At 65.5% G+C, this 21,881-nt stretch carries 22 protein-coding genes; 18 read left to right on the top strand and 4 right to left on the bottom strand.

Annotation, left to right across the window (positions count from 1 at the left end; all coding sequences use genetic code 11):
- The first annotated feature begins 58 nt into the window (after positions 1-58).
- Both rlmJ and FA90_RS09960 read left to right on the top strand, forming a co-directional pair.
- Positions 59-1,510: a 23S rRNA (adenine(2030)-N(6))-methyltransferase RlmJ gene (rlmJ, locus tag FA90_RS25600; protein ID WP_081933772.1), complete on the top strand. Its 1,452-nt coding sequence runs from the start codon at positions 59-61 to the stop codon at positions 1,508-1,510.
- Between the two features lie 161 nt (positions 1,511-1,671).
- On the top strand, positions 1,672-2,961 hold the full coding sequence (locus tag FA90_RS09960) for an EAL and HDOD domain-containing protein (protein ID WP_036168424.1): 1,290 nt from the start codon (positions 1,672-1,674) through the stop codon (positions 2,959-2,961).
- A gap of 81 nt (positions 2,962-3,042) precedes the next feature.
- Here the strand turns inward: FA90_RS09960 and FA90_RS09955 are convergent, their stop codons facing one another.
- From FA90_RS09955 to FA90_RS09945, 3 genes are all read right to left on the bottom strand, one after another.
- Entirely contained in the window at positions 3,043-4,041 is a 999-nt protein-coding gene (locus tag FA90_RS09955; RefSeq protein ID WP_197065280.1) for a sulfate ABC transporter substrate-binding protein, read from the bottom strand.
- Between the two features lie 107 nt (positions 4,042-4,148).
- Complete coding sequence (locus FA90_RS09950; RefSeq protein ID WP_036168420.1) at positions 4,149-4,907, bottom strand: SAM-dependent methyltransferase; 759 nt, start codon at positions 4,905-4,907, stop codon at positions 4,149-4,151.
- Positions 4,908-4,911: 4 nt separating this feature from the next.
- Positions 4,912-5,526, bottom strand: a complete 615-nt coding sequence (locus FA90_RS09945; protein WP_081933771.1) for a Maf-like protein — start codon at positions 5,524-5,526, stop codon at positions 4,912-4,914.
- Positions 5,527-5,695: 169 nt separating this feature from the next.
- Here FA90_RS09945 and FA90_RS09940 point away from each other — a divergent pair, with 169 nt between their 5' ends.
- The 15 genes from FA90_RS09940 (at position 5,696) to FA90_RS09870 (ending at position 18,794) form a co-directional block, all read left to right on the top strand.
- Positions 5,696-6,193, top strand: coding sequence for a DUF177 domain-containing protein (locus tag FA90_RS09940; protein ID WP_036168417.1), 498 nt, complete (start codon positions 5,696-5,698; stop codon positions 6,191-6,193).
- 332 nt (positions 6,194-6,525) lie between these two features.
- Positions 6,526-6,708 carry a 50S ribosomal protein L32 gene (gene rpmF / locus FA90_RS09935; RefSeq protein ID WP_036168414.1) on the top strand — a complete coding sequence of 61 codons (183 nt, stop codon included), beginning with the start codon at positions 6,526-6,528 and terminating at the stop codon, positions 6,706-6,708.
- 196 nt (positions 6,709-6,904) lie between these two features.
- Complete coding sequence (gene plsX, locus FA90_RS09930; protein WP_036168413.1) at positions 6,905-7,945, top strand: phosphate acyltransferase PlsX; 1,041 nt, start codon at positions 6,905-6,907, stop codon at positions 7,943-7,945.
- A gap of 3 nt (positions 7,946-7,948) precedes the next feature.
- Entirely contained in the window at positions 7,949-8,935 is a 987-nt protein-coding gene (locus FA90_RS09925; RefSeq protein ID WP_036168410.1) for a beta-ketoacyl-ACP synthase III, read from the top strand.
- A 36-nt stretch (positions 8,936-8,971) separates the two neighbouring features.
- Positions 8,972-9,907, top strand: a complete 936-nt coding sequence (gene fabD / locus FA90_RS09920; RefSeq protein ID WP_036168409.1) for an ACP S-malonyltransferase — start codon at positions 8,972-8,974, stop codon at positions 9,905-9,907.
- Between the two features lie 15 nt (positions 9,908-9,922).
- A complete protein-coding gene (fabG, locus tag FA90_RS09915) occupies positions 9,923-10,660 on the top strand; it encodes a 3-oxoacyl-ACP reductase FabG (protein WP_036168407.1) in 738 nt (245 codons plus the stop codon).
- Between the two features lie 162 nt (positions 10,661-10,822).
- A complete protein-coding gene (acpP, locus tag FA90_RS09910) occupies positions 10,823-11,062 on the top strand; it encodes an acyl carrier protein (RefSeq protein ID WP_036168404.1) in 240 nt (79 codons plus the stop codon).
- A gap of 27 nt (positions 11,063-11,089) precedes the next feature.
- A complete protein-coding gene (fabF, locus tag FA90_RS09905; protein ID WP_036168400.1) occupies positions 11,090-12,334 on the top strand; it encodes a beta-ketoacyl-ACP synthase II in 1,245 nt (414 codons plus the stop codon).
- Between the two features lie 119 nt (positions 12,335-12,453).
- The gene (locus FA90_RS09900) at positions 12,454-13,071 is read left to right on the top strand and encodes a protein YgfX (RefSeq protein WP_036168398.1); all 618 of its coding nucleotides are present in this window, start codon (positions 12,454-12,456) and stop codon (positions 13,069-13,071) included.
- Positions 13,049-13,651, top strand: a complete 603-nt coding sequence (rpoE, locus tag FA90_RS09895) for an RNA polymerase sigma factor RpoE (RefSeq protein ID WP_036168397.1) — start codon at positions 13,049-13,051, stop codon at positions 13,649-13,651. The genes FA90_RS09900 and rpoE overlap by 23 nt, the downstream gene beginning before the upstream one ends.
- Positions 13,652-13,704: 53 nt before the next feature.
- Positions 13,705-13,998, top strand: coding sequence for a sigma-E factor negative regulatory protein (locus FA90_RS09890; protein WP_036168395.1), 294 nt, complete (start codon positions 13,705-13,707; stop codon positions 13,996-13,998).
- Between the two features lie 123 nt (positions 13,999-14,121).
- Positions 14,122-15,618, top strand: a complete 1,497-nt coding sequence (locus FA90_RS09885) for a Do family serine endopeptidase (protein ID WP_036168393.1) — start codon at positions 14,122-14,124, stop codon at positions 15,616-15,618.
- A complete protein-coding gene (locus FA90_RS09880; RefSeq protein WP_051971675.1) occupies positions 15,618-15,956 on the top strand; it encodes a glutaredoxin family protein in 339 nt (112 codons plus the stop codon). The genes FA90_RS09885 and FA90_RS09880 overlap by 1 nt, the downstream gene beginning before the upstream one ends.
- 103 nt (positions 15,957-16,059) lie before the next feature.
- A complete protein-coding gene (locus FA90_RS09875) occupies positions 16,060-17,541 on the top strand; it encodes an aminotransferase class V-fold PLP-dependent enzyme (RefSeq protein ID WP_036168391.1) in 1,482 nt (493 codons plus the stop codon).
- Positions 17,538-18,794: a RimK family alpha-L-glutamate ligase gene (locus FA90_RS09870; protein WP_051971674.1), complete on the top strand. Its 1,257-nt coding sequence runs from the start codon at positions 17,538-17,540 to the stop codon at positions 18,792-18,794. The genes FA90_RS09875 and FA90_RS09870 overlap by 4 nt, the downstream gene beginning before the upstream one ends.
- A 12-nt stretch (positions 18,795-18,806) precedes the next feature.
- Here the strand turns inward: FA90_RS09870 and FA90_RS09865 are convergent, their stop codons facing one another.
- Positions 18,807-19,763: a hypothetical protein gene (locus FA90_RS09865; RefSeq protein ID WP_036168389.1), complete on the bottom strand. Its 957-nt coding sequence runs from the start codon at positions 19,761-19,763 to the stop codon at positions 18,807-18,809.
- A 318-nt stretch (positions 19,764-20,081) separates the two neighbouring features.
- Here FA90_RS09865 and lepA point away from each other — a divergent pair, with 318 nt between their 5' ends.
- A complete protein-coding gene (gene lepA, locus FA90_RS09860) occupies positions 20,082-21,875 on the top strand; it encodes a translation elongation factor 4 (protein WP_036168387.1) in 1,794 nt (597 codons plus the stop codon).
- The last annotated feature ends 6 nt before the right edge of the window (positions 21,876-21,881 follow it).

Below are 21,881 nucleotides of genomic sequence, written 5' to 3'. Positions count from 1 at the left end.
GCAGCCAACGCCATCTGGGCGATAATGGCGCCTTATTTAGCAGTCACCGGAATCCATTATGTTTAGCTACCGCCACGCCTTCCACGCGGGTAACCACGCCGACGTCCTGAAGCACTTTGTCCAGGTTCAGTTGCACAAGTACATGAATCAAAAGGACACGGCTTATACCTATGTCGATACCCACGCGGGGGCGGGCGTGTATGCGCTCGACAGCGCCCAGGCGCTCAAGAGCGGCGAATACGAAGGCGGCATCGCGCGCCTGTGGGAGCGCGACGATCTGCCGCCGGCGCTGGCCGAGTACGTCGACGTGGTGCGCTCACTGAACCCGAGCGGAAAGCTGCGTTATTACCCGGGTTCGCCCTGGGTCGCCGACCAGTCGATGCGCATCGAAGACCGCTTGCGCCTGTTCGAGCTGCACCCGGCCGACGTCAAGCTGCTGGACCAGAACGTGCGCAAGCTGGAAGCGCACAAGGCCGAGCAGGGCGAACGCGCGCGCGGGCGCCGCATCATCGTCGATCGCGCCGACGGCTTCCAGAGCCTGAAAGCGTTGCTGCCGCCGCCGTCGCGCCGCGCGCTGGTGCTGTGCGACCCGCCCTACGAAGTCAAGCTCGACTACAAGCACGTCTACGACGCCTTCAACGAGGCATTGGGCCGATTCCCTTCGGGCATGTATGCGATCTGGTATCCGGTGCTGCAACGGATGGAATCGCGCCAGTTCGCCGATCGCCTCAAGCGCCTGCCGGCCAAGGAGTGGCTGCACGTGACCTTGACCGTGGCCACGCCCGGCCCGGACGGCACCGGCATGCACAGCAGCGGCATGTTCATCCTGAATCCTCCGTACACACTCGAAGCGACGTTGCGCGAGACCCTGCCTTACCTGGTCAAGGTGCTCGGCGTCGACAGCGGCGCTTCGTTCCGCATCGAGACCGGCACCCAGCAGACCGGCGCACTGACAGGGCGCACCGGCCTGCTGGGGACGGGCGCCGCGGCCGCACGCCCGGGTACGCACGGTGCGGGTGGGTCGGCTGGACGGGCGGTCCCGCAGGGCGCGGGCGCATCGGCGGCACGCCCAGGTGCGCAGGGCGCTGGACCGCGCATGCCGGTCGGCAATGCGCGCCGTGCCAGCCCACTGTCCGGCAAGGGCAGCCTGCGACTGCCGGGCCAGCCCTACGAGTCGCCCGCGCGCGCGCAAGGCGAAGACAAGCCGGGCGGCCAAGCCGACCCGGCCAAGCGCGAGGCGCGCCGCAAGTTCTACGGGACGCAGTCGGGCCCGGCGGGAAATGCCGATGCTGGCGGGAATGCACGTGGCCCCGATACCCGTGGCGACAGCCGCAGCGGCGCGCGTAGCAGCCGCGACGCCGCGCCGTCAAGCGGCCCCGCCAGGAGTCCAGCGCGTCCGGCAGGCGGACCTGGCGGCTCGCGCGGTCCGGCCGGCGCGAGCAGCGCTGGCGGGAGGCAGGGCGACGGCCCGCGCAAGCCTCTCAAGCGCAACGGCCCCGGCCGCGGCTGACTGGCGCAATCCAACGGCAGCGTAGCGCCGGCCCCCGTCTGAAACGTTTTGATACGATGTCGAAATGTAAAGACTATGAGTCTGTAGTATAGTCGACACAGTATCCCGGGTCAGCCGGGCGCCGGCGCGCTGTGCGCGTCGTATGTTTCCCAGGAGTTTACATGCATGCGGTAGTAGCGGCAGACCCTTTGCAGTCCGAAGAGTTCTTTTTAGCGCGACAACCCATCCTCGGACGCGATCAGCGTTTGGTTGCGTTCGAGCTGTTGTTTCGTGCTGCGCCTGAACACGAGGATGCGCAACTGACCGATTACGCTACGGCCACCGCCGCGGTGATTTCCCACGCGTCCCAGCTTGGCATGCAACAGGTCGTGGGCGAGCAGCTGGCCTTCGTCAACGTGGACGAGGTGGTGTTGATGAGCGATTTCGTCCGGTTCTTGCCTCCTGACAAAGTCATCCTCGAAATCCTGGAAACCGTCGAGCCAACCCCGCCTTTGCTGGCGCGGATCGCGCAATTGAAGCAATTGGGCTTCAAGTTCGCACTCGACGATGTTATAGGCGATTCCGAGCAAGTGCGCAAGTTGATCGATCTGGTGGACGTCATCAAGATCGACTTGAAGGGCATCGGCCACGACGAACTGGTCCGGCTGGCCTGCACCTTGCGCAACCCGCGCCAGAAACTGCTGGCTGAAAAAGTCGAGACGATCGAAGAGTTCGAGCTCTGCCTCGAGCTCGGCTTCGAATATTTCCAGGGCTATTATTTCGCGCGTCCGGCGATCTTGTCGGGCAAGAAGATCACGCCGTCCGAGATGGTGCTGCTGCGCGTGATCGATCTGATCCACGCCAACGCCGGCAACGATGCGATCGAGGAAGCGGTCAAGCGCGACCCGCTGCTGAGCCTGAACCTGCTGCGCCTGGTCAACAGCCACCTGACCGGGACCGGCGCCGGCCACGTCGTATCGGTCTCCGAAGCGTTGAGCCGCCTGGGTCGCAGCCAGCTCGAGCGCTGGATCCAGATCCTGCTGTACAGCGGGCCCGACGGCCACATCGAATTCAAGTCGCCGCTGCTGCAGATGGCGACGACGCGCGGGCGCCTGCTCGAACTGATGACGCTGACGCTGCGCCCCGGCGACAGCGCCGGCGCCAACAACGCCTTCACGGTCGGCATCATGTCGCTGATGGATGCGCTGTTTTCGGTGCCGATGCGCGAGATCCTCGACCGCGTCGAGGTCTCGAACGAAGTGCGCGCGGCGCTGCTCGAGCGCAGCGGCGAGTATGGCGCGATGCTGCGCGTGGCCGAGGACCTCGAAGGCCGCCATTCCGGCGGACCGCATTCGCGCCTGACGCTGTCGGCTGCGCTCGCCGAGCTGGGCCTGTCGGTCAAGCAGGTGCGCGAGATCGAGCTGGCTGCCTTCAGCTGGGTGCGCGAGCTGAGCGGCACGGAAGTTCACTGAAGCGCGTCCAGGCTGGCTGAAGCACAACCAGCCACCGGCCATTGCGGCCGGCGGCGGGCTCCGGGCGCCTGTTTCGGCTGCTTACTTCGGCTGATACAGCTGGTCGAACACACCGCCATCGTTGAAGTGGGTCTTCTGGACCTTGTCCCAGTTGCCGCCGACGTCGGCGATGGTGAACAGCTTCACCTGCGGGAACTGGCCGGCGTACTGCTTGGCCGCCTTCGGCGTCGACGGGCGGTAGTGATTCTTGGCGATCAGCGCCTGGCCTTCATCCGAATACAGGTATTGCAGATAAGCTTCGGCCACCTTGCGCGTGTGGTGCTTGTCGACGTTCTTGTCGACCACGGCCACCGGCGGCTCGGCCAGGATGCTGACCGACGGCGTGACGATGTCGAACTTGTCCGGGCCCAGTTCCTTGACCGCCAGCAGGGCTTCGTTTTCCCAGGCGACCAGCACGTCGCCGATGCCGCGCTCGACGAAGGTCGTGGTCGAGCCGCGCGCGCCGGAATCGAGCACCGGCACGTTCTTGTACAGTTTTTTGAGGAAGTCGCGTGCGCTGGCGTCGTTGCCGCCCGGCTGGCGCAGCGCATAGCCATAGGCGGCCAGATAGTTCCAGCGCGCGCCGCTCGAGGTCTTCGGATTGGCGGTGATCACCGACACGCCCGGCTTGACCAGGTCGGCCCAGTCGTGGATGCCCTTCGGATTGCCCTTGCGAACCAGCAGCACGATGGTCGAGGTGTACGGCGACGCGTTGTGCGGCAGGCGCGACTGCCAGTTGCTCTGGATCAGGCCGCGGCGGCTCAGTTCGTCGATGTCATAGGCCAGGCCGAGGGTGACGACGTCGGCTTCCAGGCCGTCGAGCACCGAGCGCGCCTGCTTGGCCGAACCGCCGTGCGAGGTCTTGATCTTGACGGTGTCGCCGCCGCCGGCCTTCCACTGCTTGGCGAAAGCGGCGTTCACGTCCTGGTACAGCTCGCGCGTCGGGTCGTACGAGACGTTGGTCAGCGTGAGGTCGGCGGCGAGGGCCGGCTGGATCAGCGCGACGCTAGCGAACAGGGCGGCGAGGGTCTTTTTGAGCATGATTTCCCAAATGGGTTGTTGTAGTCAGGCATAGACTAAGAACAATCAGCCAACTTGGGAACGTAGGATTTCGGACTAGCGTATGCGCTTTTCGAATATCGCCGTGATCACTGGCCCAGGAACAGGAACACGGTCGGCTTCTTGTGGAAGTCCGGCGTGCGGCCAGCGGCCAGTTGGGCTTTCCACTTGGCCGCCGTCAAGGTGCGCACCGATTCGCTCGGCAGCGTGAGATCGGTGGCGACGCAGATCAGGGTGCCCGGCTGGCAGCTGGCCACGAGCGCGTCGAGCATCTGGCCGTTGCGGTAAGGCGTCTCGATCAGCAACTGGGTCTGTTTCTCGGCGCGCGAGCGCTTTTCCAGCTCGGCGATGCGCTTGCCGCGCTGGGCCGCGTCGGTCGGCAGGTAGCCGTTGAAGGCGAAGCTCTGGCCGTTCAGGCCACTCGCCATCACGGCCAGCAGCAGCGACGACGGCCCGACCAGTGGCCGCACCGGCACGCCGTGCTGGTGCGCCAGGCGGACCAGGTCGGCGCCCGGATCGGCCACCGCCGGCACGCCGGCTTCCGAGACCAGGCCGGCGTCAAGCCCGTCCAGCAGCGGCTGCAGCAGCGCCGCAAGCGCCTGCGCGGGCGTGTTCACGTTCAGCTCGGCGATCTGGATGTCCTGCAGCGGGCGCGCCAGCGGATGGTCGAACGCGACCAGTTTCAGGAAGGCGCGCGCCGTCTTGGCGTTCTCGGCGACAAAGTAGCCGAGCTTGCTGGCGATGTCCTGCACCTGCTCGGGCAGGATGTGCGACAGCGCGTGCGGGGCGGGCTCGGTGGCGCCGAGCGTGTTCGGGATCAGATAGAGGGTTCCGGGAGTTGCAGGCATATTGTTATTGTTGATTGAAAAAAGAGACGCCGGCGCGGCGCAGCATCGTGGTCAAGGCGATCAGCGGCAGGCCGGTGAGGGCGGTCGGATCGGAACTGTCGATGCGTTCCAGGATCGCGATGCCCAGGCCCTCGTTCTTGGCGCTGCCGGCGCAATCGTAGGGCTGTTCGATACGCAGGTAGGCGTCCAGTTCGGCGTCCGGCAGATCGCGGAAGGTAACGAAGGCCTGGACGTTTTCCAGTTGATGGGTGCCTTCGCGGCCGTCCCACAGGCATAGCGCGGTATGAAACACGACCTGGCGCCCGCGCATCGTCTGCAGCTGGGCCAGCGCGCGCGCGTGGTCGCCGGGCTTGCCGATCTGCGCGCCGTCCAGCGTGGCGACCTGGTCCGAGCCGATCACCAGCGCGTCCGGATGGCGCGCAACGATCGCGGCGGCTTTTTCGCGCGCCAGGCGCAGCGCGGCCGCGTCCGGGGTTTCACCCGGCAGCGGCGTTTCGTCGATGTGCGGCGCGATCGCCTCGAACGGCAGCTGCAGGCGCTGCAGGAGCTCGCGCCGGTAGGCCGAGCTGGACGCCAGGATCAGGCGCGGCGTGCTGTTGGGATTGGTCCTTGCTATCATGGCGCCCGGTCGAATATTTGCAAATAAAACAGAGATTTAGCTGCTCCCTGCGGAGTGGGCGCGGGTAAATGCGCCCCAGTGCGACAAGACCCGAAAAAACTGCACGGATTCTTTGACTGGGCGGGGAGAAGCCTGTTATTATCGCAGGTTTTCCGGGGATGTTTTCCAAATGAGCGCTTTTGTCATCGACGCCTTCGAATTTTGTCGGAACAACGGCCATCGTGAAGGCGACACGCCGGTGGCCGATATGTCTCGCCTGGCGGCCGAGTGCGCCGATCCATCCGGCCGGATCGTCTGGGCAATCGACGGCGGCCATACCCCGCAGGGTTACCCGTCGATGACCCTGTCGGTCCAGGGCGACGTGAACCTGGTGTGCCAGCGCTGCCTGCAGCCGTTCGGCTACCACGTCGATTCGTCGACCATGCTGGTGCTGGGCAAGAACGACGCGGATGCGGACGAGATCGAGGAAGTCCTCGACGACGAGAGCATCGACGTGATCGTCGGCAGCCAGACCTGCGACATCATGCAGTTGCTGGAAGATGAAGCCCTGCTGGCCCTGCCGCAGGCACCGAAACACGAGGTGTGCCCCGATACCAAGCTGCTGGACTCGCTGAAGTCCGAGAAGGTATCGCCGTTCGCGGCACTGAAGAGCCTCAAATCAGAATAGGAAGGTTTCGAAAAACCGTAGCGAGCGGCAGCAGGTTGGGTTGAGAAGCGCAGCTGTACGCAAGTACAGTGAGCATCGCAAACCCAGGTTGCAACGCGCAGCAGGTTGAGCGGGACCTTAAAGATTTGCGATGTGGAACGCCTTGTGGCAGCATCCGCATCACATCAAAAACGTGTCAAACGCGTGCAGCTCGAGTATGGAGTCATCGTTGTAAGGCAGCGTTAAACATGTCGGCAGCTTCACGCCCGTGAAATTGCCGCTGGGATACTCGATCTGCATTGTTTTGCAAGTCGAATGTGTTAGAATTTTAGAACTTATGTTTAGGAGTCATCATGGCAGTTCAGCAGAATAAGAAGTCCCCGTCCAAGCGCGGCATGCACCGTTCGCACGATTTCCTGGTTGCACCGAACCTGGCCGTCGAGCCGACCACTGGCGAGACCCACCTGCGCCACCACATCAGCCCGAACGGTTTCTACCGTGGTCGTAAAGTGATCAAGACCAAGAACGACGAGTAATCGACGTCTTGCTGTTTTGTTCCATGAAAGCGGTGCAACGTATGTCAATGCGTGGCGCCGCTTTTTATTTCGTATCGCCGGCTGCAACCCAAGCTTGCACACCGTCATTTTCAATCCCGCTGACCCCGCCCGGCACCGCGCCGCGCAAGGACACGCTGCCGTCGGCCGCCTGTGAGCCTGCGGTTCATCCCGACAAATGACAATTACAATTTCCATCGACTGCATGGGTGGTGACCACGGGCCGTCCGTGACCATCCCGGCAGCCCTCGCATTCCTCAAGCGCGAACCCGAAGTCGAATTGATTCTTGTCGGCCTGGAAGACCAGGTCCGCGCCGAACTCAAGAAACATCACGCGCTCGACAACCCGCGCCTGAGCGTGCGCAACGCTTCCGAAGTCGTCGCCATGGACGACCCGGTCGAAGTCGCGCTGCGCCGCAAGAAGGATTCGTCGATGCGCGTGGCGATCGAACTGGTCAAGGAAGGCAAGGCCAAGGCCTGCGTCTCCGCCGGCAACACCGGCGCCTTGATGGCGATCTCGCGCTACGTGCTCAAGACCATGGCCGACGTCGACCGTCCGGCCATCTGCTCGATCCTGCCTAACCAGAAGGGCGGACCGACCTACATGCTCGACCTCGGCGCCAACGTCGACTGCGAGCCGCATCACCTGCACCAGTTCGCGATCATGGGCGCGGTGCTGTTCGAGGCGATGGAGCATCGCCGTCCCAGTATCGGCCTGCTCAACGTCGGCACCGAGGAAATCAAGGGCAACGAAGTGGTCAAGGCGACCGCGCCCCTGCTGCGCGCCGACCACGAACGCGGCAAGCTCGATTTCCACGGCAATGTCGAAGGCAACGACATCTTCAAAGGCACGGTGGACGTCATCGTGTGCGACGGATTCGTCGGCAACGTGACGCTGAAAGCCATCGAAGGCGTGTCGCGCTTCTTCAAGGCGACGCTGATGGAGACCACGCTGTCCAAGATCGGCGCCTTGCTGGCGATGAAATCGCTGAAAAAGTTGAATCCGGAAAGCTACAATGGCGCGGGTTTGCTGGGCCTCAAGGGCCTGGTGTTCAAGAGCCATGGCGGCGCCAACGCTTTCGCTTACGAGTGGGCCATTCGCCGCGCTTTCGATGCGGCGAAATATAATGTGCAAGAGCAACTCTCGACGCTGATCGCCGAGATGATGCCGAGTGCGCCTCCCGTCGAAGCGCCGGGCTCAACCATTCAGCAGGGTTAAGCAATGACTTTGTACAGCAAAATTATCGGTACCGGCAGCTATCTGCCGGCCCAGCGCGTTAGCAACGACGAACTCGCGGCCCAGCTGGCGGCCAAGGGCATCGAGACCTCGGACGACTGGATCGTCAGCCGCAGCGGCATCTCGGCGCGCCACTTCGCCGCCAGCGACGAAAACGCCTCCGACCTGGCCGTCAAGGCCGCCCGCAAGGCGCTCGAAGCGGCCGGCCTGGCCGCCGAGCAGATCGACATGATCATCGTGGCGACCTCGACGCCCGATTTCTACGGCAATTTCCCCAGCACCGCCTGCATCGTCCAGAACAAGCTGGAGCTGCGCAACGGCAGCGCGGCCTTCGACGTCGCCGCCGTCTGCAGCGGCTTCGTCTACGCGCTCTCGACCGCCGACGCCTTCATCAAGGCCGGCAACGCCAGGAACGTGCTGGTGATCGGCACCGAAGTGTTTTCGCGCATCCTCGACTTCAACGACCGCACCACCTGCGTGCTGTTCGGCGACGGCGCCGGCGCCGTCGTGCTCTCGGCGTCCGAGGAGCCGGGCGTGCTGGCGGTCAAGCTGCACGCCGACGGCAGCCACGGCCACATCCTGTGCGGCCCGGCCAATCCGACCGCCGCCGCGGTGGCCGGTCCGAAGCACCTGTACATGGATGGCCAGGCGGTGTTCAAGCTGGCCGTGACGGTGCTGGAAAAGGTCGCCAACGAAGCGCTCGCGCATGCCGGCATGGCGGCCTCCGAGATCGACTGGCTGATCCCGCACCAGGCCAACCTGCGCATCATGAACGGCACCGCCAAGAAGCTCGGCCTGCCGGGCGAGAAGATGGTGGTCACGGTCAACGAACACGGCAACACCTCGGCCGCCTCGATCCCGCTGGCGCTCGACCAGGCGGTGCGCGACGGCCGCATCCAGCCCGGCCACAACGTCATGATGGAAGGCGTGGGGGGCGGTTTTACGTGGGGCGCTGTTTTAGCGCGCATGTAATTTCTCTGGGCATATAAGAATAGAAGGGAATACCAGATGAGCAAATTCGCATTTTTGTTTACGGGCCAGGGCGCCCAGGCCGTCGGGATGCTGAACGGCTTTGCCGGCAACCCGGTCGTCGAGCAAACCGTGCTCGAAGCGTCCGATGCGCTGCGCATGGACATCGGCAAGCTGATCGCCGACGGTCCGAAGGAAGAGCTGGACCTGACCACCAACACCCAGCCGGTGATGCTGACCGCGGCCGTGGCCGTGTACCGCGCCTGGATCGCCGCCGGCGGTCCGGCGCCCAGCGTTGTCGCCGGTCACAGCCTCGGCGAATACTCGGCGCTGGTCGCCGCCGGCGTGATCGACTTCAAGGATGCGGTGCCGCTGGTGCGTTTCCGCGCGCAATCGATGCAGGACGCGGTGCCGGTGGGGCAGGGCGGCATGGCCGTGATCCTCGGCCTGCAGGCTGACGATGTCAAAGCGGTTTGTACCGAGGCCGCGCAAGGCGATGTGGTCGAAGCCGTCAACTTCAACGAGCCGACCCAGATCGTGATCGCCGGCCACACCGCCGCGGTCGAGCGCGCCTGCGAGATCGCCAAGGTCAAGGGCGCCAAGCGCGCCATGAAGCTGGCGGTGTCGGCGCCGTTCCACTCGTCGCTGCTGAAACCGGCCTCGGACCGCCTGCGCGAGTACATGGCCAACATCGAATTCAAGGCGCCGCAGATCGACTTGATCAACAACGTCGACGTGGCTATCCTGAACGACCCCGCGCAGATCAAGGATGCGCTGGTGCGCCAGGCCGCCGGCCCGGTGCGCTGGGTCGAGACCATGCAGAAGATGGCGGCGATTGGCGTGACGCAAGTCATCGAATGCGCGCCCAGCAAGACGCTGATCGGCATGGCCAAGCGCATCGATCCGGTGCTGGTGGGCGACGCCCTGGTCGATCAGGCCGCGCTCGAGCGCGTGCTGGCGGCGATTCAACAATAAATATAGAGGTCAAACATGAACCTGCAGAACCAAGTCGCCCTCGTCACCGGCGCATCGCGCGGCATCGGCAAGGCCATCGCGCTCGAACTGGCGCGCCAGGGCGCCAAGGTGGTCGGCACGGCCACCACGGAAAGCGGCGCGCAGGCGATCGGCGAATACCTGGCCGAATTCGGCGGCAAGGGCATGGTCCTGAACGTCACCGACGCCCAGCAGTGCACCGCCGTGATCGACGACATCGCCAAGAACGTCGGCGCCGTCGCGATCCTGGTCAACAATGCCGGTATCACCCAGGACCAGCTGGCGATGCGCATGAAGGACGAGGAATGGGACAACGTGATCGCCACCAACCTGACCGCGGTCGGCCGCCTGTCGCGCGCCGTGCTGCGCGGGATGATGAAGGCCAAGCATGGGCGTATCATTAATATCACCTCGGTGGTCGGCGCCAGCGGCAATCCGGGCCAGATGAACTACGCGGCGGCCAAGGCAGGCGTGGCCGGCATGACGCGCGCACTGGCGCGCGAGATCGGCAGCCGCAACATCACCGTCAACTGCGTCGCGCCGGGCTTCATCGATACCGACATGACCAAGGGTCTGGGCGAAGGCCAGCACGAAGCGCTGCTGACCCAGATTCCGCTGGGCCGCCTGGGCCAGCCGGAAGACATCGCTTACGCGGTGGCGTTCCTGGCCGGTCCGCAAGCGGCCTACATCACCGGCACGGAACTGCACGTGAACGGCGGCATGTACATGAATTAACGGGCTAAACGCGGAGTAAAACCCGCGAAACCCGAGGAAATTCTCAGTTTTTAGCAGTACTTTCAGCCAAGTTGACGTCACACGCTGAAAATAGTTTTTCAACGCGCAAACCCTGATAAAATGCGCGCACTTTCCGAAACACATACCTAATGGAGCCATAACATGTCGGATATCGAACAACGCGTTAAAAAAATCGTCGCTGAGCAACTGGGCGTTGCCGAAGCAGACATCAAAATTGATTCCTCGTTCGTTGACGACCTCGGCGCCGACTCGCTGGACACCGTGGAACTGGTGATGGCACTGGAAGACGAATTCGAAATGGAAATCCCGGACGAGCAGGCTGAGAAGATCACCACCGTTCGCCAGGCGATCGAGTACGCCCAGGCACACGTCAAGGCCTAAGCCGTTTCAGGATTTCAGGAGAAGCGCTTGAGTTCACGCAACCGTCGTGTCGTCGTTACCGGCCTGGGTTGCATCTCTCCGATCGGCAATACGGTTGCCGAGGCGTGGGACGCAGCCTTGGCGGGCAAGTCGGGCATCGCCAACATCACCAAGTTTGACGCATCGCAGTTCTCGACCCGTTTCGCGGGCGAAGTGAAGAACTTCAACGTCGAGGAGTACCTGCCGGGCAAGGAAGGCCGTCACATGGATACCTTTATCCATTTCGGCATGGCCGCCGGCATCCAGGCGTTGAAGGATTCCGGGATCGTCATCACCGAGGAAAATGCTGACCGCATCGGCACGATGGTAGGCTCGGGCATCGGCGGCCTGCCGATGATCGAAGACACCAAGGCCGAGTACGACAGCCGCGGCCCGCGCCGCATCTCGCCGTTCTTCGTCCCGGCGTCGATCATCAACATGATTTCCGGCGACCTGTCGATCAAGTTCGGCCTGCGCGGCCCGAACCTGGCGATCGTCACCGCCTGCACCACCGGCCTGCATTGCATCGGCGCGGCCGCTCGTCTGATCGAGTACGGCGACGCCGACGTGATGATCGCCGGCGGCGCCGAGTCGACCATGTCGCCGCTGGGCCTGGGCGGTTTCGCCGCGGCGCGCGCGCTGTCGAGCCGCAACGACGACCCGTCCACGGCATCGCGTCCCTGGGACCGCGACCGCGACGGCTTCGTGCTGGGCGAGGGCGCCGGCGTGATGGTGCTGGAAGAGTACGAGCACGCGAAAGCGCGCGGCGCCAAGATCTATGCGGAAGTGGTCGGCTTCGGCATGAGCGCGGACGCCAACCACATCACCGCGCCTCTCGAGGACGGCAGTGGCGCATCGCGCTGCATGGTCTCGGCCATGCAGTACGCCGGCATCAACCCGGACCAGGTGAGCTACGTCAACGCGCACGGCACGTCGACCCCGGTCGGCGACGTCGCTGAAGTGAAGGGCATCAAGCGCACCTTCGGCGACCATGCGCGCAAGATCGTGGTCAACTCGACCAAGTCGATGACCGGCCACCTGCTGGGCGGCGCCGGCGGCCTCGAGTCGGTGTTCACCGTGCTGGCGATCCACAACCAGGTCTCGCCGCCGACGATCAACATCATCAACCAGGATCCGGAATGCGACCTGGACTTCTGCGCCAACCAGGCGCGCGAGATGAAGATCGACTACGCGGTGAAAAACTCGTTCGGTTTCGGCGGCACCAACGGCACCCTGGTGTTCGCGAAAGTCTGATTCCGCGGGCCGGGTCCGGCCTGCAAAAAGAATCTGAACCAAAAGGCGCCCGTTCCTGTCAAAGGAGCGGGCGTTTTTTTGTCTAATCTTTCTTCCAATCAATCCATCCGATTGCCGCCATGTCGATTGCGGTTTCCGCCTTCGTTCGTCCATCGCGCACGGCGCGCCGCCTGCTGCTGCTCGGATGTCTGGCGCACCTGACCGCCGCCGGCGCCATCGTTGCGGCGCCGCTGCCGCTGCGCTTCGGCGCCGGGCCGTGGATTGCGGCCGTGCTGGGCGCGGCGGGCATGGTCCTGGCATGGACGGCGGCGCGTCCGCCAAAGACGCACCAGATTGATATTTCTGGAACCGGCGAGCTACGCGTGACGGTACAACAGGGTGTGCGCACGCCGCGTCGAACCCGGTGCCGCGCGGACCGGCCCGCCGACGACAGCAATTCGTCACCGTCGGCGCCGCTCATGCTCCTGCCTGGCTCCACGTTGTCGCCGCTCGTCATGTTCCTGCGGCTTGGTACGACGAGCATGCACCCGACGGCGCCGGCGCGGGTGCTGGCAGTCTGGCGCGACAGCGTCGATGCCGCCACGTGGCGCGCGTTGTCGGTGGCGCTCGGCGTGATCGGCAGGCCGCACGCGCCGCGACCGGTGCAGGAATCGATGAACTCATTGCAGCAGGCGCCTGCCGTGCACGCCGCCGCAGCCAACGGGACCATGTCCAGTGACGACCGAACGCGAATCTGATCAACTGCTGGTTGAGCGCGTCCAGGCTGGCGATCGCCGGGCGTTCGACCTGCTGGTGGCGAAGTATCAGCGGCGCCTGATGCGGCTGGTCTCGCGCCTCGTGCACGATCCGGCCGAAGCGGAGGACGTGGTGCAGGAGACCTTTATCAAGGCCTTTCGGGCATTGCGCCATTTCCGCGGCGATTCCGCGTTCTACACGTGGCTGTACCGCATCGGGATCAATACGGCCAAGAATTTCCTGGTCACGCAAGGCCGGCGCGCGCCGACCTCGACCGAAACCGACGCCGAGCGCGCCGAAGGATTTGACGACGCGGACAGCTTGCGCGACATTAATACACCAGAATCGATGTTGGCCAGCAAGCAGATCGCCTTTACGGTCAATGCCGCGATGGAAGCGCTGCCGCTGGAGCTGCGGACCGCGATCGTCCTGCGCGAAATCGAAGGTTTAAGCTACGAGGAAATCTCCGAAGTGATGGCGTGTCCAATCGGTACGGTACGAAGCCGCATCTTCCGGGCACGCGAAGTCATCGCCGAGAAATTGAGGCCTTTGCTCGATATTCCGGCTGACAAACGTCGGTAAGGTAGCGATGATCAATACTGGAAGAGAACGCACACCCCCGACGTGACGACATCATGCATGCCAATAAGAAAAATCGCGAATTCATCTCCGCGCTGAGCGACGGCGAACTCCCCGACATCGACCGCGAGCTCGCCATGGCCGCGCTCGAGAGCCCGGACGGCCACGCTGCGTGGGCCAATTACCACCACATCGGTGACATCCTGCGCGCCGAACCCACGCCCGAGCTTTCGCCCGGCTTTGCCGAGCGCCTCGCCGCGCGCCTGGCCGACGAGCCGATGCCCGGCAAGCGCCCGGCCACGGCCAGCGAAGGCGCCGATTCGACCCCGCTCGCCGCCGGGCCGCGCTGAGTTTCGCGCGCCCGATGGGCGGCGCCACCCGCGCGAGGTCGCACGCCAATGGCCGAGGACGCGACAAGCTTTGCCTTTTGCCTTACCATTAGAACAATTACAAAGCCCTCATCCAATGAACATATGACAAGCAAAACCGGAAGCACGCTCCTGTCGGCCCTGCTGTTTGCGGGCGCCGGCACCCTGTTCTCCCCAGCGGCGTCCATCGCCGCTCCCGTTGCCGCCCCCATCGCCGCCCCGGCCGTCACCGGGTTGCCCGACTTCGCCGACCTGGTCGACAAGGTCGGCCCGGCCGTCGTCAACATCCGCACCACCGAGCACGTGCGCGCGGGCGAGGGTGGTCAGGACGAGGAAATGCAGGAATTCCTGCGCCGCTTCTTCGGCGGCGCGGCCCCGGGCGGTGGCGGCCAGGGCGTGCCCGGCGCCCCGCGCGGACGCCGCGGCGCGCCCCAGCAGCAGCCGGAAGAGGAAGTGCAGCGTGGCGTGGGTTCGGGTTTCATCATCTCCGACGACGGCTACGTGCTCACCAACGCCCACGTGGTCGAGGGCGCCGACGAGGTCATCGTCACGCTCACCGACCGCCGCGAGTTCAAGGCCAAGGTGCTGGGCGCCGACCGCCGCAGCGACGTCGCCCTGCTGAAGGTGGACGCACGCAACCTGCCCAGCCTGCGCATGGGCGACTCCAACAAGATCCGCGTCGGCGAGTGGGTGATCGCGATCGGTTCGCCGTTCAACCTGGAAAACACGGTCACCGCCGGCATCATCTCGGCCAAGTCGCGCGACACCGGAGAATACCTGCCGCTGATCCAGAGCGACGTCGCGGTCAACCCGGGCAACTCGGGCGGTCCGCTGATCAACATGCGCGGCGAAGTGATCGGCATCAACTCCCAGATCGCCACGCTGTCCGGCGCCTACAACGGCATCTCGTTCGCCGTGCCGATCGACGAGGTGCTGCGCGTCTCCGACCAGATCAAGAAGACCGGCAGGGTCACGCGCGGCAAGATCGGCGTGCAGATCAGCGAAGTCACGCGCGACGTCGCCGAATCACTGGGCCTGGGCCGTGCCCACGGCGCCGAAGTCGCGATGGTCGAGCCGGGCGGCCCGGCCGACAAGGGCGGCGTGCGCGTCGGCGACATCATCCTGAAATTCAACGGCCAGGACATCGACAAGAGCACCGACCTGCCGCGCCTGGTCGGCGCGACCAGCGTCGGCAGCCGCGCCTCGGTGACCGTGTGGCGCCGCGGCAACCAGATCGAGCTGCCGATCAACGTCGTCGAGCTGAAGGACGACGACGCCACGCCGAAGGGCAAGCAAACGCCCAGGAAGCCGGCGCCGGACCAGACCACCAATGCGCTCGGCTTGCAGGTGTCGGACCTGAAGGCCGAGCAGAAGCGCGACTTGAAGGTAAACGCCGGCGTCATGGTCGAGTTCGCCGATGGACGCGCGGCCTCGGCCGGCATCCGCCAGGGCGACCTGGTGCTGCAGATGAACAACGTCGAGATCACCGGCGCCGCCCAGTTCAACGGCCTGGTCGCCAAGCTCGACCCGAAAAAGCCGGTGGCCCTGCTGGTGCAGCGCGAGAGCGTGTCGCAGTACATCGTCATCAAGCCGAAGCAGTAATGCAGCACAGCGCGCCGCATTTCGTTGCGCATCTGACGCTCTACTCGCGCAGCTGGTGCCACCTGTGCGAGGACATGCTGGCCGCGCTGCGCACCTGCATGGCGCGCGCCGGCCTGCCGTACACGCTCGACGTGGTCGACGTCGATGCCGATGCGGCGCTGGTGGCGCGCTTCGACGAACTGGTGCCGGTGCTGTTTGCCGGCGGCCAGGAGCTGTGCCATTACGTGCTGGACGAAGCGCGCCTGTACGCATGGTTGCCGGCCCGTCTGGGAGACGGGCCGGCGCATGGCCAGGCGTGCAGCAGCGCACGGCCGTTCGACACTGCCGAGGTCGGCTAAGCTGGATCGTCATCGCGAATTGCGGCCGGTTCGCGCCGGTATTCCCTCGACCGCCCGGGCGCCGGGCCTGCGATAATCGCGGTCATGTACACCTCGAACCACCATGGCTGACCGCCCCGCGACCACGCTCGACCCGGACGATTGGGACGCCGTGCGTGCGCTCGGGCACCGGATGCTGGACGACATGGTCGACCACCTGGCCGGCCTGCGCACGCGTCCGGTGTGGCAGCCGATGCCGCCGGAAGCGCGTGAAGCGCTGCGCCAGCCGCTGCCGCGCGCCCCCGGCAGCCTGGAGGCAGCCTACGAGACCTTGCAGGACGCCGTGATTCCCTACACCGCAGGCAATCCGCATCCCGGTTTCATGGGCTGGGTGCAGGGCGCCGGCACGCCGGTCGGCATGCTGGCCGAGCTGATCGCCGGCGCGCTCAACGCCAACGTCGGCGGGCGCAACCAGGCGCCGGTCGAGCTCGAACACCAGGTCTCGCACTGGATGGCCGGCCTGTTCGGTTTCCCGCAAGCGGCGCGCGGCATCTTCGTCACCGGCACCTCGATCGCCAACTTCATGGGCGTGGTCGTGGCGCGCACCGCGCTGCTCGGGCGCGAAGTGCGCGCGCGCGGCCTGGCGGGCGACCCCGGGCATGGCAAATTGCGCGCCTACACGTCCAGCGAAGCGCACGGCTGCATCGCCAAGGCGATGGAGATGGCGGGCCTGGGCAGCGACGCGCTGCGCCGCATCGACGTCGATGGCGACGGGCGCATGCGCGTGGACGACTTGCGCGCCCAGGTCGAGGCTGACCGCCGCGCCGGTTTCAAACCTTTCCTGCTGGTCGCGACCGCCGGCACCGTCAACACCGGCGCGATCGACCCGCTACCGCAACTGGCCGACTTCGCCCGGGAGCAAGACCTGTGGCTGCACGTCGACGGCGCCTATGCCGCGCTGGGCATGCTGGCGCCCGACGTGGCGCCGCTGCTGGCCGGCATCGAACGCGCCGACTCGCTCGCCTTCGACTTCCACAAATGGGGCCAGGTGCCCTACGACGCCGGTTACTTCATGGCGCGCGACCGCGCCCACATGCTGGACGCCTTCGCCGCCCCGGCCGCCTACCTGCGCCGCGCCGAACGCGGCCTGGCCGCCGGCGACGCCTGGCCGTGCGACCTCGGCCCCGACCTGTCGCGCGGCTTTCGCGCCCTGAAGACCTGGCTGACCTTCCAGGCCTATGGCGCCGATGCGATCGGGGCGGCGATCTCGCACACCTGCGCGCTCGCGCGCCGCCTGTGCGCGCGCGTGCAGGCCGAGCCCGAACTCGAGCTGCTCGCGCCGGTCGCGCTGAACGTGGTGTGCTTCCGCTACGCCGGCGCGGACGCCGAAGCGCTGGACCTTGATCGCATCAACCGCGAGATCGTGCTGGCGCTGTACGACGAAGGCCGCGTTGCACCCTCGAGCACCGAACTGGCCGGCCGTTACGCGATCCGCGCCGCCATCGTCAACCACCGCACCCGCGAGGACGACGTCGACGCGCTGGCCGAGGCCGTGCTGCGCCTAGGCCGGCGCCTTTCATCACCCAACCACCAGGAATCCGCATGATCGACGCCAGCCTGATCGACGCCGCCGCCACCCCGTACGCCCCGCTGATCGGCGCGGCCACGCTGATGCGCTGCGCCTTCCGCAACGAGAACCTGCGCCCGATCGGCGAGCTGCTGCTGGCGCGCACCCAGGCCAATGCGGACGACGCCAACGCCTGGCTCGACGCCAGCTTCGTGCTGCAGCTGATCGGCCAGCGCGAGGCCGGCCTGGAGGTCCAGCACCAGGCGCTGGCTTTGAAATCGCTGTATGAATTGCCGGCGCCCGGGCGCAGCCAAGGCAGCGAGCCGACGCTGCGCCTGCTGGTGCTGATGGGCCCGGGCGACTTCATGGCCAACACGCCGATCCAGTTCCTGCTCGAGACGGCCAATATCGACGCCAGCGTGCAATACCTGACGCTCGACCTGCCGCTGCCCGAGCAGGTGCCCGACCACGACGTGCTGTTCGTGGCGCTGGCGCAGTCCGACGCCAACGCGCCGCTGCTGCGCGACGTGATGCAGATGCTGGAAGGCTGGCCGCGCCCGGTGATCAATCGGCCGGAGCAGATCGCGCACCTGTCGCGCGACGGCGCCTGGGCCGCGTTGACGGGCGCCGTCGGCACCGTGATGCCGCGCACCCGCCGCGTCGAGCGCGACGTGGCCGAGCAACTGGCGGCGGGCACGCTGGAGGCGGCTCAGTTGCTGCATGAGCTGCTCGACGGCGCCGCCTTCCCGCTGATCGTGCGACCGATCGATTCGCACGCCGGCCACGATCTGCTGAAGGTGGACGATGCCGCCGCGCTGGCCGCCTACCTGGCGCAGCAGCCGGCCGCGGGTTTCTACCTGTCCGCCTTCGTCGACTATTCCGGCCCGGACGGCCAGTTCCGCAAGTACCGCATCGTGCTGATCGATGGCGTGCCTTACCTCTGCCACCTGGCGATTTCCTCGCACTGGATGGTGCATTACCTGAACGCCGGCATGGACGAGAGCGTTGAAAAACGCGCCGAGGAAGCGCGCGGGATGCTGGACTTCGACGCGGGTTTCGCCGTGCGCCACGCGGCCGCGCTGGCCGACATCGACCGGCGCATCGGGCTGCCTTATCTCGGCATCGATTGCGCCGAGACGAAGGATGGCGAGCTGCTGATCTTCGAAGTCGACAACGCGATGGTCGTGCACGCGATGGACGACCCGGGCAAGTATCCGTACAAGCGCCCGGCGATGGACAAGGTGTTCACGGCGTTCGCGGCGATGCTGGCGCGCGCCGCCGGCAAGACCTGAACCGATCGACGCTCAGGCGGCCAGCGCTTCGCAGGCCGGCGCCGGCTGTTCGAACAGGGCGCGCATGAACGCGCGCTTGGCGCTGCTTCTCGGGCTGGCCCAGAAGCGCTCCAGCGTCGCCTGCGGCACGCCGTCGAAGGCGACTTGCAGCCGGAACGGCTTGCCCAGGATTTCGCCGTGCACCCAGGTCGCCAGGCATTCGGCGAAGTCGTCGTAGGGGTTGGTGGCGCCGTACAGGCTGGGGAAGTCCGAGGCTTCCAGGCCCGAGTAGGCGGTCAGGATGGCCTCGTTGGGCAGTTTGTTGTTGCCGTAGAAGTCGACCTCGGCGCGCAGCGTAAAATCGCGGCCCGGGCGCGGCGCGAAACGGCCCAGCGGTGTCGTCTCCCAGCTCAGGTCGAGGAAAGGGAAGGGCGCATCCGGCGCCTGTGCCCACCACGGCGGCAGGAAGCCCGCATCGGCGGTGAGCACGTGGGCGAACTCGTGCAGCAGCAAGAACTGCAGCGCGCCCGCGCGCGTATCCTGTTGCGGTTCGGCGATGACGACGTCGAGCGCGATCCCGCCTTCCATCTCGAACGGCAGGTTTTCCTTCCAGCTGGCCCAGGAATTGGCGGTGTGGCCGGCAAACGCGTCGGCGTCGAGCAGCACCACGCAGCCGAGGATGCGGCCGTCGCTCTGGTCGACCACGATGTCGGTCACGCCCGAGGAGCCGATGTCGCATCCCAGGCAGACGCCCAGCAGCAGCGGCTCGACGGCGCCGAGCAGGAAGTCCGGCATGCCGCGCAGCGCCTCCTGCAGGTCGGCGTGCAGGGCCGCGTCCGCCTCAAACGCGGCCGGCTCGGCGTCCAGGCCGCTGGCCTGGTTCACCTGGCGCACGAAGTCGCACACCTCGGCCGGCATGGGCAGGATGCGCTCGAGGAGCGGGCGTTGCTGGAGTGCAGTCCATTGCTGCGGGACGGTGGTGACGATCATGGGTGTGTCGATGACGGGCGGCGATACCTGTTTAACGGCTGAGCCGGCGAATACTTGACGACAGCTAAGTCGTCTTTTTGTGAGATTGCCGGGCTAACAATGTCGCGGCATGAATGCATGTCGCCTTAACCCGGGCTTTCTGACCCGAAATCCGGTAAAATGAGCGGCTTGGTGCGGCGATCGTCCATATGGATGCGATCGCGAAGGCACCATCGGCGCCGGCCGCTCGCCGCGCTGTTCCCGTATTCCGCCGGTGCGGCTCCATGTGAGCCGCACCGGCATGGCTGCATGCCGCTCTTATTGGTTTTGAGTTTGTTAATGAAAAACATACGTAACTTTTCCATCATCGCCCACATCGATCACGGTAAATCGACGCTGGCCGACCGCATCATCCAGCTGTGCGGCGGCTTGACCGAACGTGAAATGGACGAGCAGGTGCTCGACTCGATGGACCTGGAGCGCGAGCGCGGCATCACCATCAAGGCCCAGACCGCGGCGCTGAGCTACAAGGCGCGCGATGGCCAGACCTACAACCTGAACCTGATCGACACCCCAGGCCACGTCGACTTTTCCTACGAAGTCTCGCGCTCGCTGTCGGCCTGCGAAGGCGCGCTGCTGGTGGTCGATGCGAGCCAAGGCGTGGAAGCCCAGACCGTGGCGAACTGCTACACCGCGCTCGACCTGGGCGTGGAAGTGGTGCCGATCCTGAACAAGATCGACCTGCCGCACGCCGATCCGGACAACGCCAAGCAGGAGATCGAGGACGTGATCGGCCTGGACGCGTCGGATGCCACCACCTGCTCGGCCAAGACCGGCCTGGGCGTGGAAGACGTGCTCGAAACCCTGATCGCCAAGGTCCCGCCGCCCGAGGGCGATCCGGACGCCCCGCTGCAGGCGCTGATCATCGACTCGTGGTACGACAGCTACGTCGGCGTCGTGATGCTGGTGCGTGTGAAAAACGGCACGCTGCGCCCGAAAGACAAGATCCTGATGATGGCCACCGGCTCGCAGCAGCTGGTCGAGCAGGTCGGCGTGTTCACGCCGCGCTCGGTGCAGCTGCCGCAGATCACCGCCGGCCAGGTGGGCTTCATCATCGCCGGCATCAAGGAACTGACCGCCGCCAAGGTGGGTGACACCGTGACCCTGGCCGCCAAGCCGGCGCCGGAACCGCTGCCGGGCTTCAAGGAAGTCCAGCCGCAGGTGTTCGCCGGCCTGTTCCCGGTCGAATCGAACCAGTACGACGCGCTGCGCGACTCGCTCGAAAAGCTCAAGCTCAACGACGCCGCGCTGCAGTTCGAGCCGGAAGTCTCGCAGGCGCTGGGCTTCGGCTTCCGCTGCGGCTTCCTCGGCCTGCTGCACATGGACGTGGTGCAGGAGCGCCTGGAGCGCGAATTCGACCAGGACCTGATCACCACCGCGCCGACCGTGGTCTACGAAGTGCTGCTGCGCGACGGCTCCATGGTCCGGGTCGACAATCCTTCCAAGATGCCGGAAGTGTCGAAGATCGAGGAGATCCGCGAGCCGATCGTCACCGTCAACCTGTACATGCCGCAGGATTACGTCGGCGCCGTGATCACGCTGTGCACCAGCAAGCGCGGCGTGCAGATGGACATGAGCTACCACGGGCGCCAGGTCAAGCTGGTGTACGAGATCCCGATGGCCGAGATCGTGCTGGACTTCTTCGACCGCCTGAAGTCGACCTCGCGCGGCTATGCGTCGATGGATTACGAGTTCAAGGAAAACCGCGCCGCCGACGTGGTCAAGGTCGACATGCTGATCAACAGCGAGAAGGTCGACGCGCTGGCGATCATCGTGCACCGCGCCAACGCGCCGTACCGCGGACGCCAGGTGGCGGCCAAGATGCGCGAACTGATCCCGCGCCAGATGTTCGACGTGGCGATCCAGGCCGCGATCGGCGCCACCATCATCTCGCGCGAAAACGTCAAGGCGATGCGCAAGAACGTGCTGGCCAAGTGCTACGGCGGCGATATCAGCCGCAAGAAAAAGCTGCTGGAAAAGCAGAAAGCCGGTAAGAAGCGCATGAAGCAGGTGGGCTCGGTGGAGATTCCGCAGGAAGCCTTCCTGGCCATCCTCCAAGTCGAAGACAAGTAAGGAAAG

Source organism: Massilia sp. 9096, assembly GCF_000745265.1.
Taxonomy (GTDB): Bacteria; Pseudomonadota; Gammaproteobacteria; order Burkholderiales; family Burkholderiaceae_D; genus Telluria.
The sequence above is the reverse complement of the archived record's forward strand: the minus strand, read 5'-3'. Positions and strand labels throughout refer to the sequence as shown.

Excerpts from the sequence above, each read along its gene's own strand:
- rlmJ (WP_081933772.1), top strand. The coding sequence starts at position 59 with ATGTTTAGCTACCGCCACGCCTTCCACGCGGGTAACCACGCCGACGTC.
- FA90_RS09960 (WP_036168424.1), top strand. The coding sequence starts at position 1,672 with ATGCATGCGGTAGTAGCGGCAGACCCTTTGCAGTCCGAAGAGTTCTTT.
- FA90_RS09955 (WP_197065280.1), bottom strand. The coding sequence starts at position 4,041 with ATGCTCAAAAAGACCCTCGCCGCCCTGTTCGCTAGCGTCGCGCTGATC.
- FA90_RS09950 (WP_036168420.1), bottom strand. The coding sequence starts at position 4,907 with ATGCCTGCAACTCCCGGAACCCTCTATCTGATCCCGAACACGCTCGGC.
- FA90_RS09945 (WP_081933771.1), bottom strand. The coding sequence starts at position 5,526 with ATGATAGCAAGGACCAATCCCAACAGCACGCCGCGCCTGATCCTGGCG.
- FA90_RS09940 (WP_036168417.1), top strand. The coding sequence starts at position 5,696 with ATGAGCGCTTTTGTCATCGACGCCTTCGAATTTTGTCGGAACAACGGC.
- rpmF (WP_036168414.1), top strand. The coding sequence starts at position 6,526 with ATGGCAGTTCAGCAGAATAAGAAGTCCCCGTCCAAGCGCGGCATGCAC.
- plsX (WP_036168413.1), top strand. The coding sequence starts at position 6,905 with ATGACAATTACAATTTCCATCGACTGCATGGGTGGTGACCACGGGCCG.
- FA90_RS09925 (WP_036168410.1), top strand. The coding sequence starts at position 7,949 with ATGACTTTGTACAGCAAAATTATCGGTACCGGCAGCTATCTGCCGGCC.
- fabD (WP_036168409.1), top strand. The coding sequence starts at position 8,972 with ATGAGCAAATTCGCATTTTTGTTTACGGGCCAGGGCGCCCAGGCCGTC.
- fabG (WP_036168407.1), top strand. The coding sequence starts at position 9,923 with ATGAACCTGCAGAACCAAGTCGCCCTCGTCACCGGCGCATCGCGCGGC.
- acpP (WP_036168404.1), top strand. The coding sequence starts at position 10,823 with ATGTCGGATATCGAACAACGCGTTAAAAAAATCGTCGCTGAGCAACTG.
- FA90_RS09900 (WP_036168398.1), top strand. The coding sequence starts at position 12,454 with ATGTCGATTGCGGTTTCCGCCTTCGTTCGTCCATCGCGCACGGCGCGC.
- FA90_RS09890 (WP_036168395.1), top strand. The coding sequence starts at position 13,705 with ATGCATGCCAATAAGAAAAATCGCGAATTCATCTCCGCGCTGAGCGAC.
- FA90_RS09885 (WP_036168393.1), top strand. The coding sequence starts at position 14,122 with ATGACAAGCAAAACCGGAAGCACGCTCCTGTCGGCCCTGCTGTTTGCG.
- FA90_RS09880 (WP_051971675.1), top strand. The coding sequence starts at position 15,618 with ATGCAGCACAGCGCGCCGCATTTCGTTGCGCATCTGACGCTCTACTCG.
- FA90_RS09875 (WP_036168391.1), top strand. The coding sequence starts at position 16,060 with ATGGCTGACCGCCCCGCGACCACGCTCGACCCGGACGATTGGGACGCC.
- FA90_RS09870 (WP_051971674.1), top strand. The coding sequence starts at position 17,538 with ATGATCGACGCCAGCCTGATCGACGCCGCCGCCACCCCGTACGCCCCG.
- FA90_RS09865 (WP_036168389.1), bottom strand. The coding sequence starts at position 19,763 with ATGATCGTCACCACCGTCCCGCAGCAATGGACTGCACTCCAGCAACGC.
- lepA (WP_036168387.1), top strand. The coding sequence starts at position 20,082 with ATGAAAAACATACGTAACTTTTCCATCATCGCCCACATCGATCACGGT.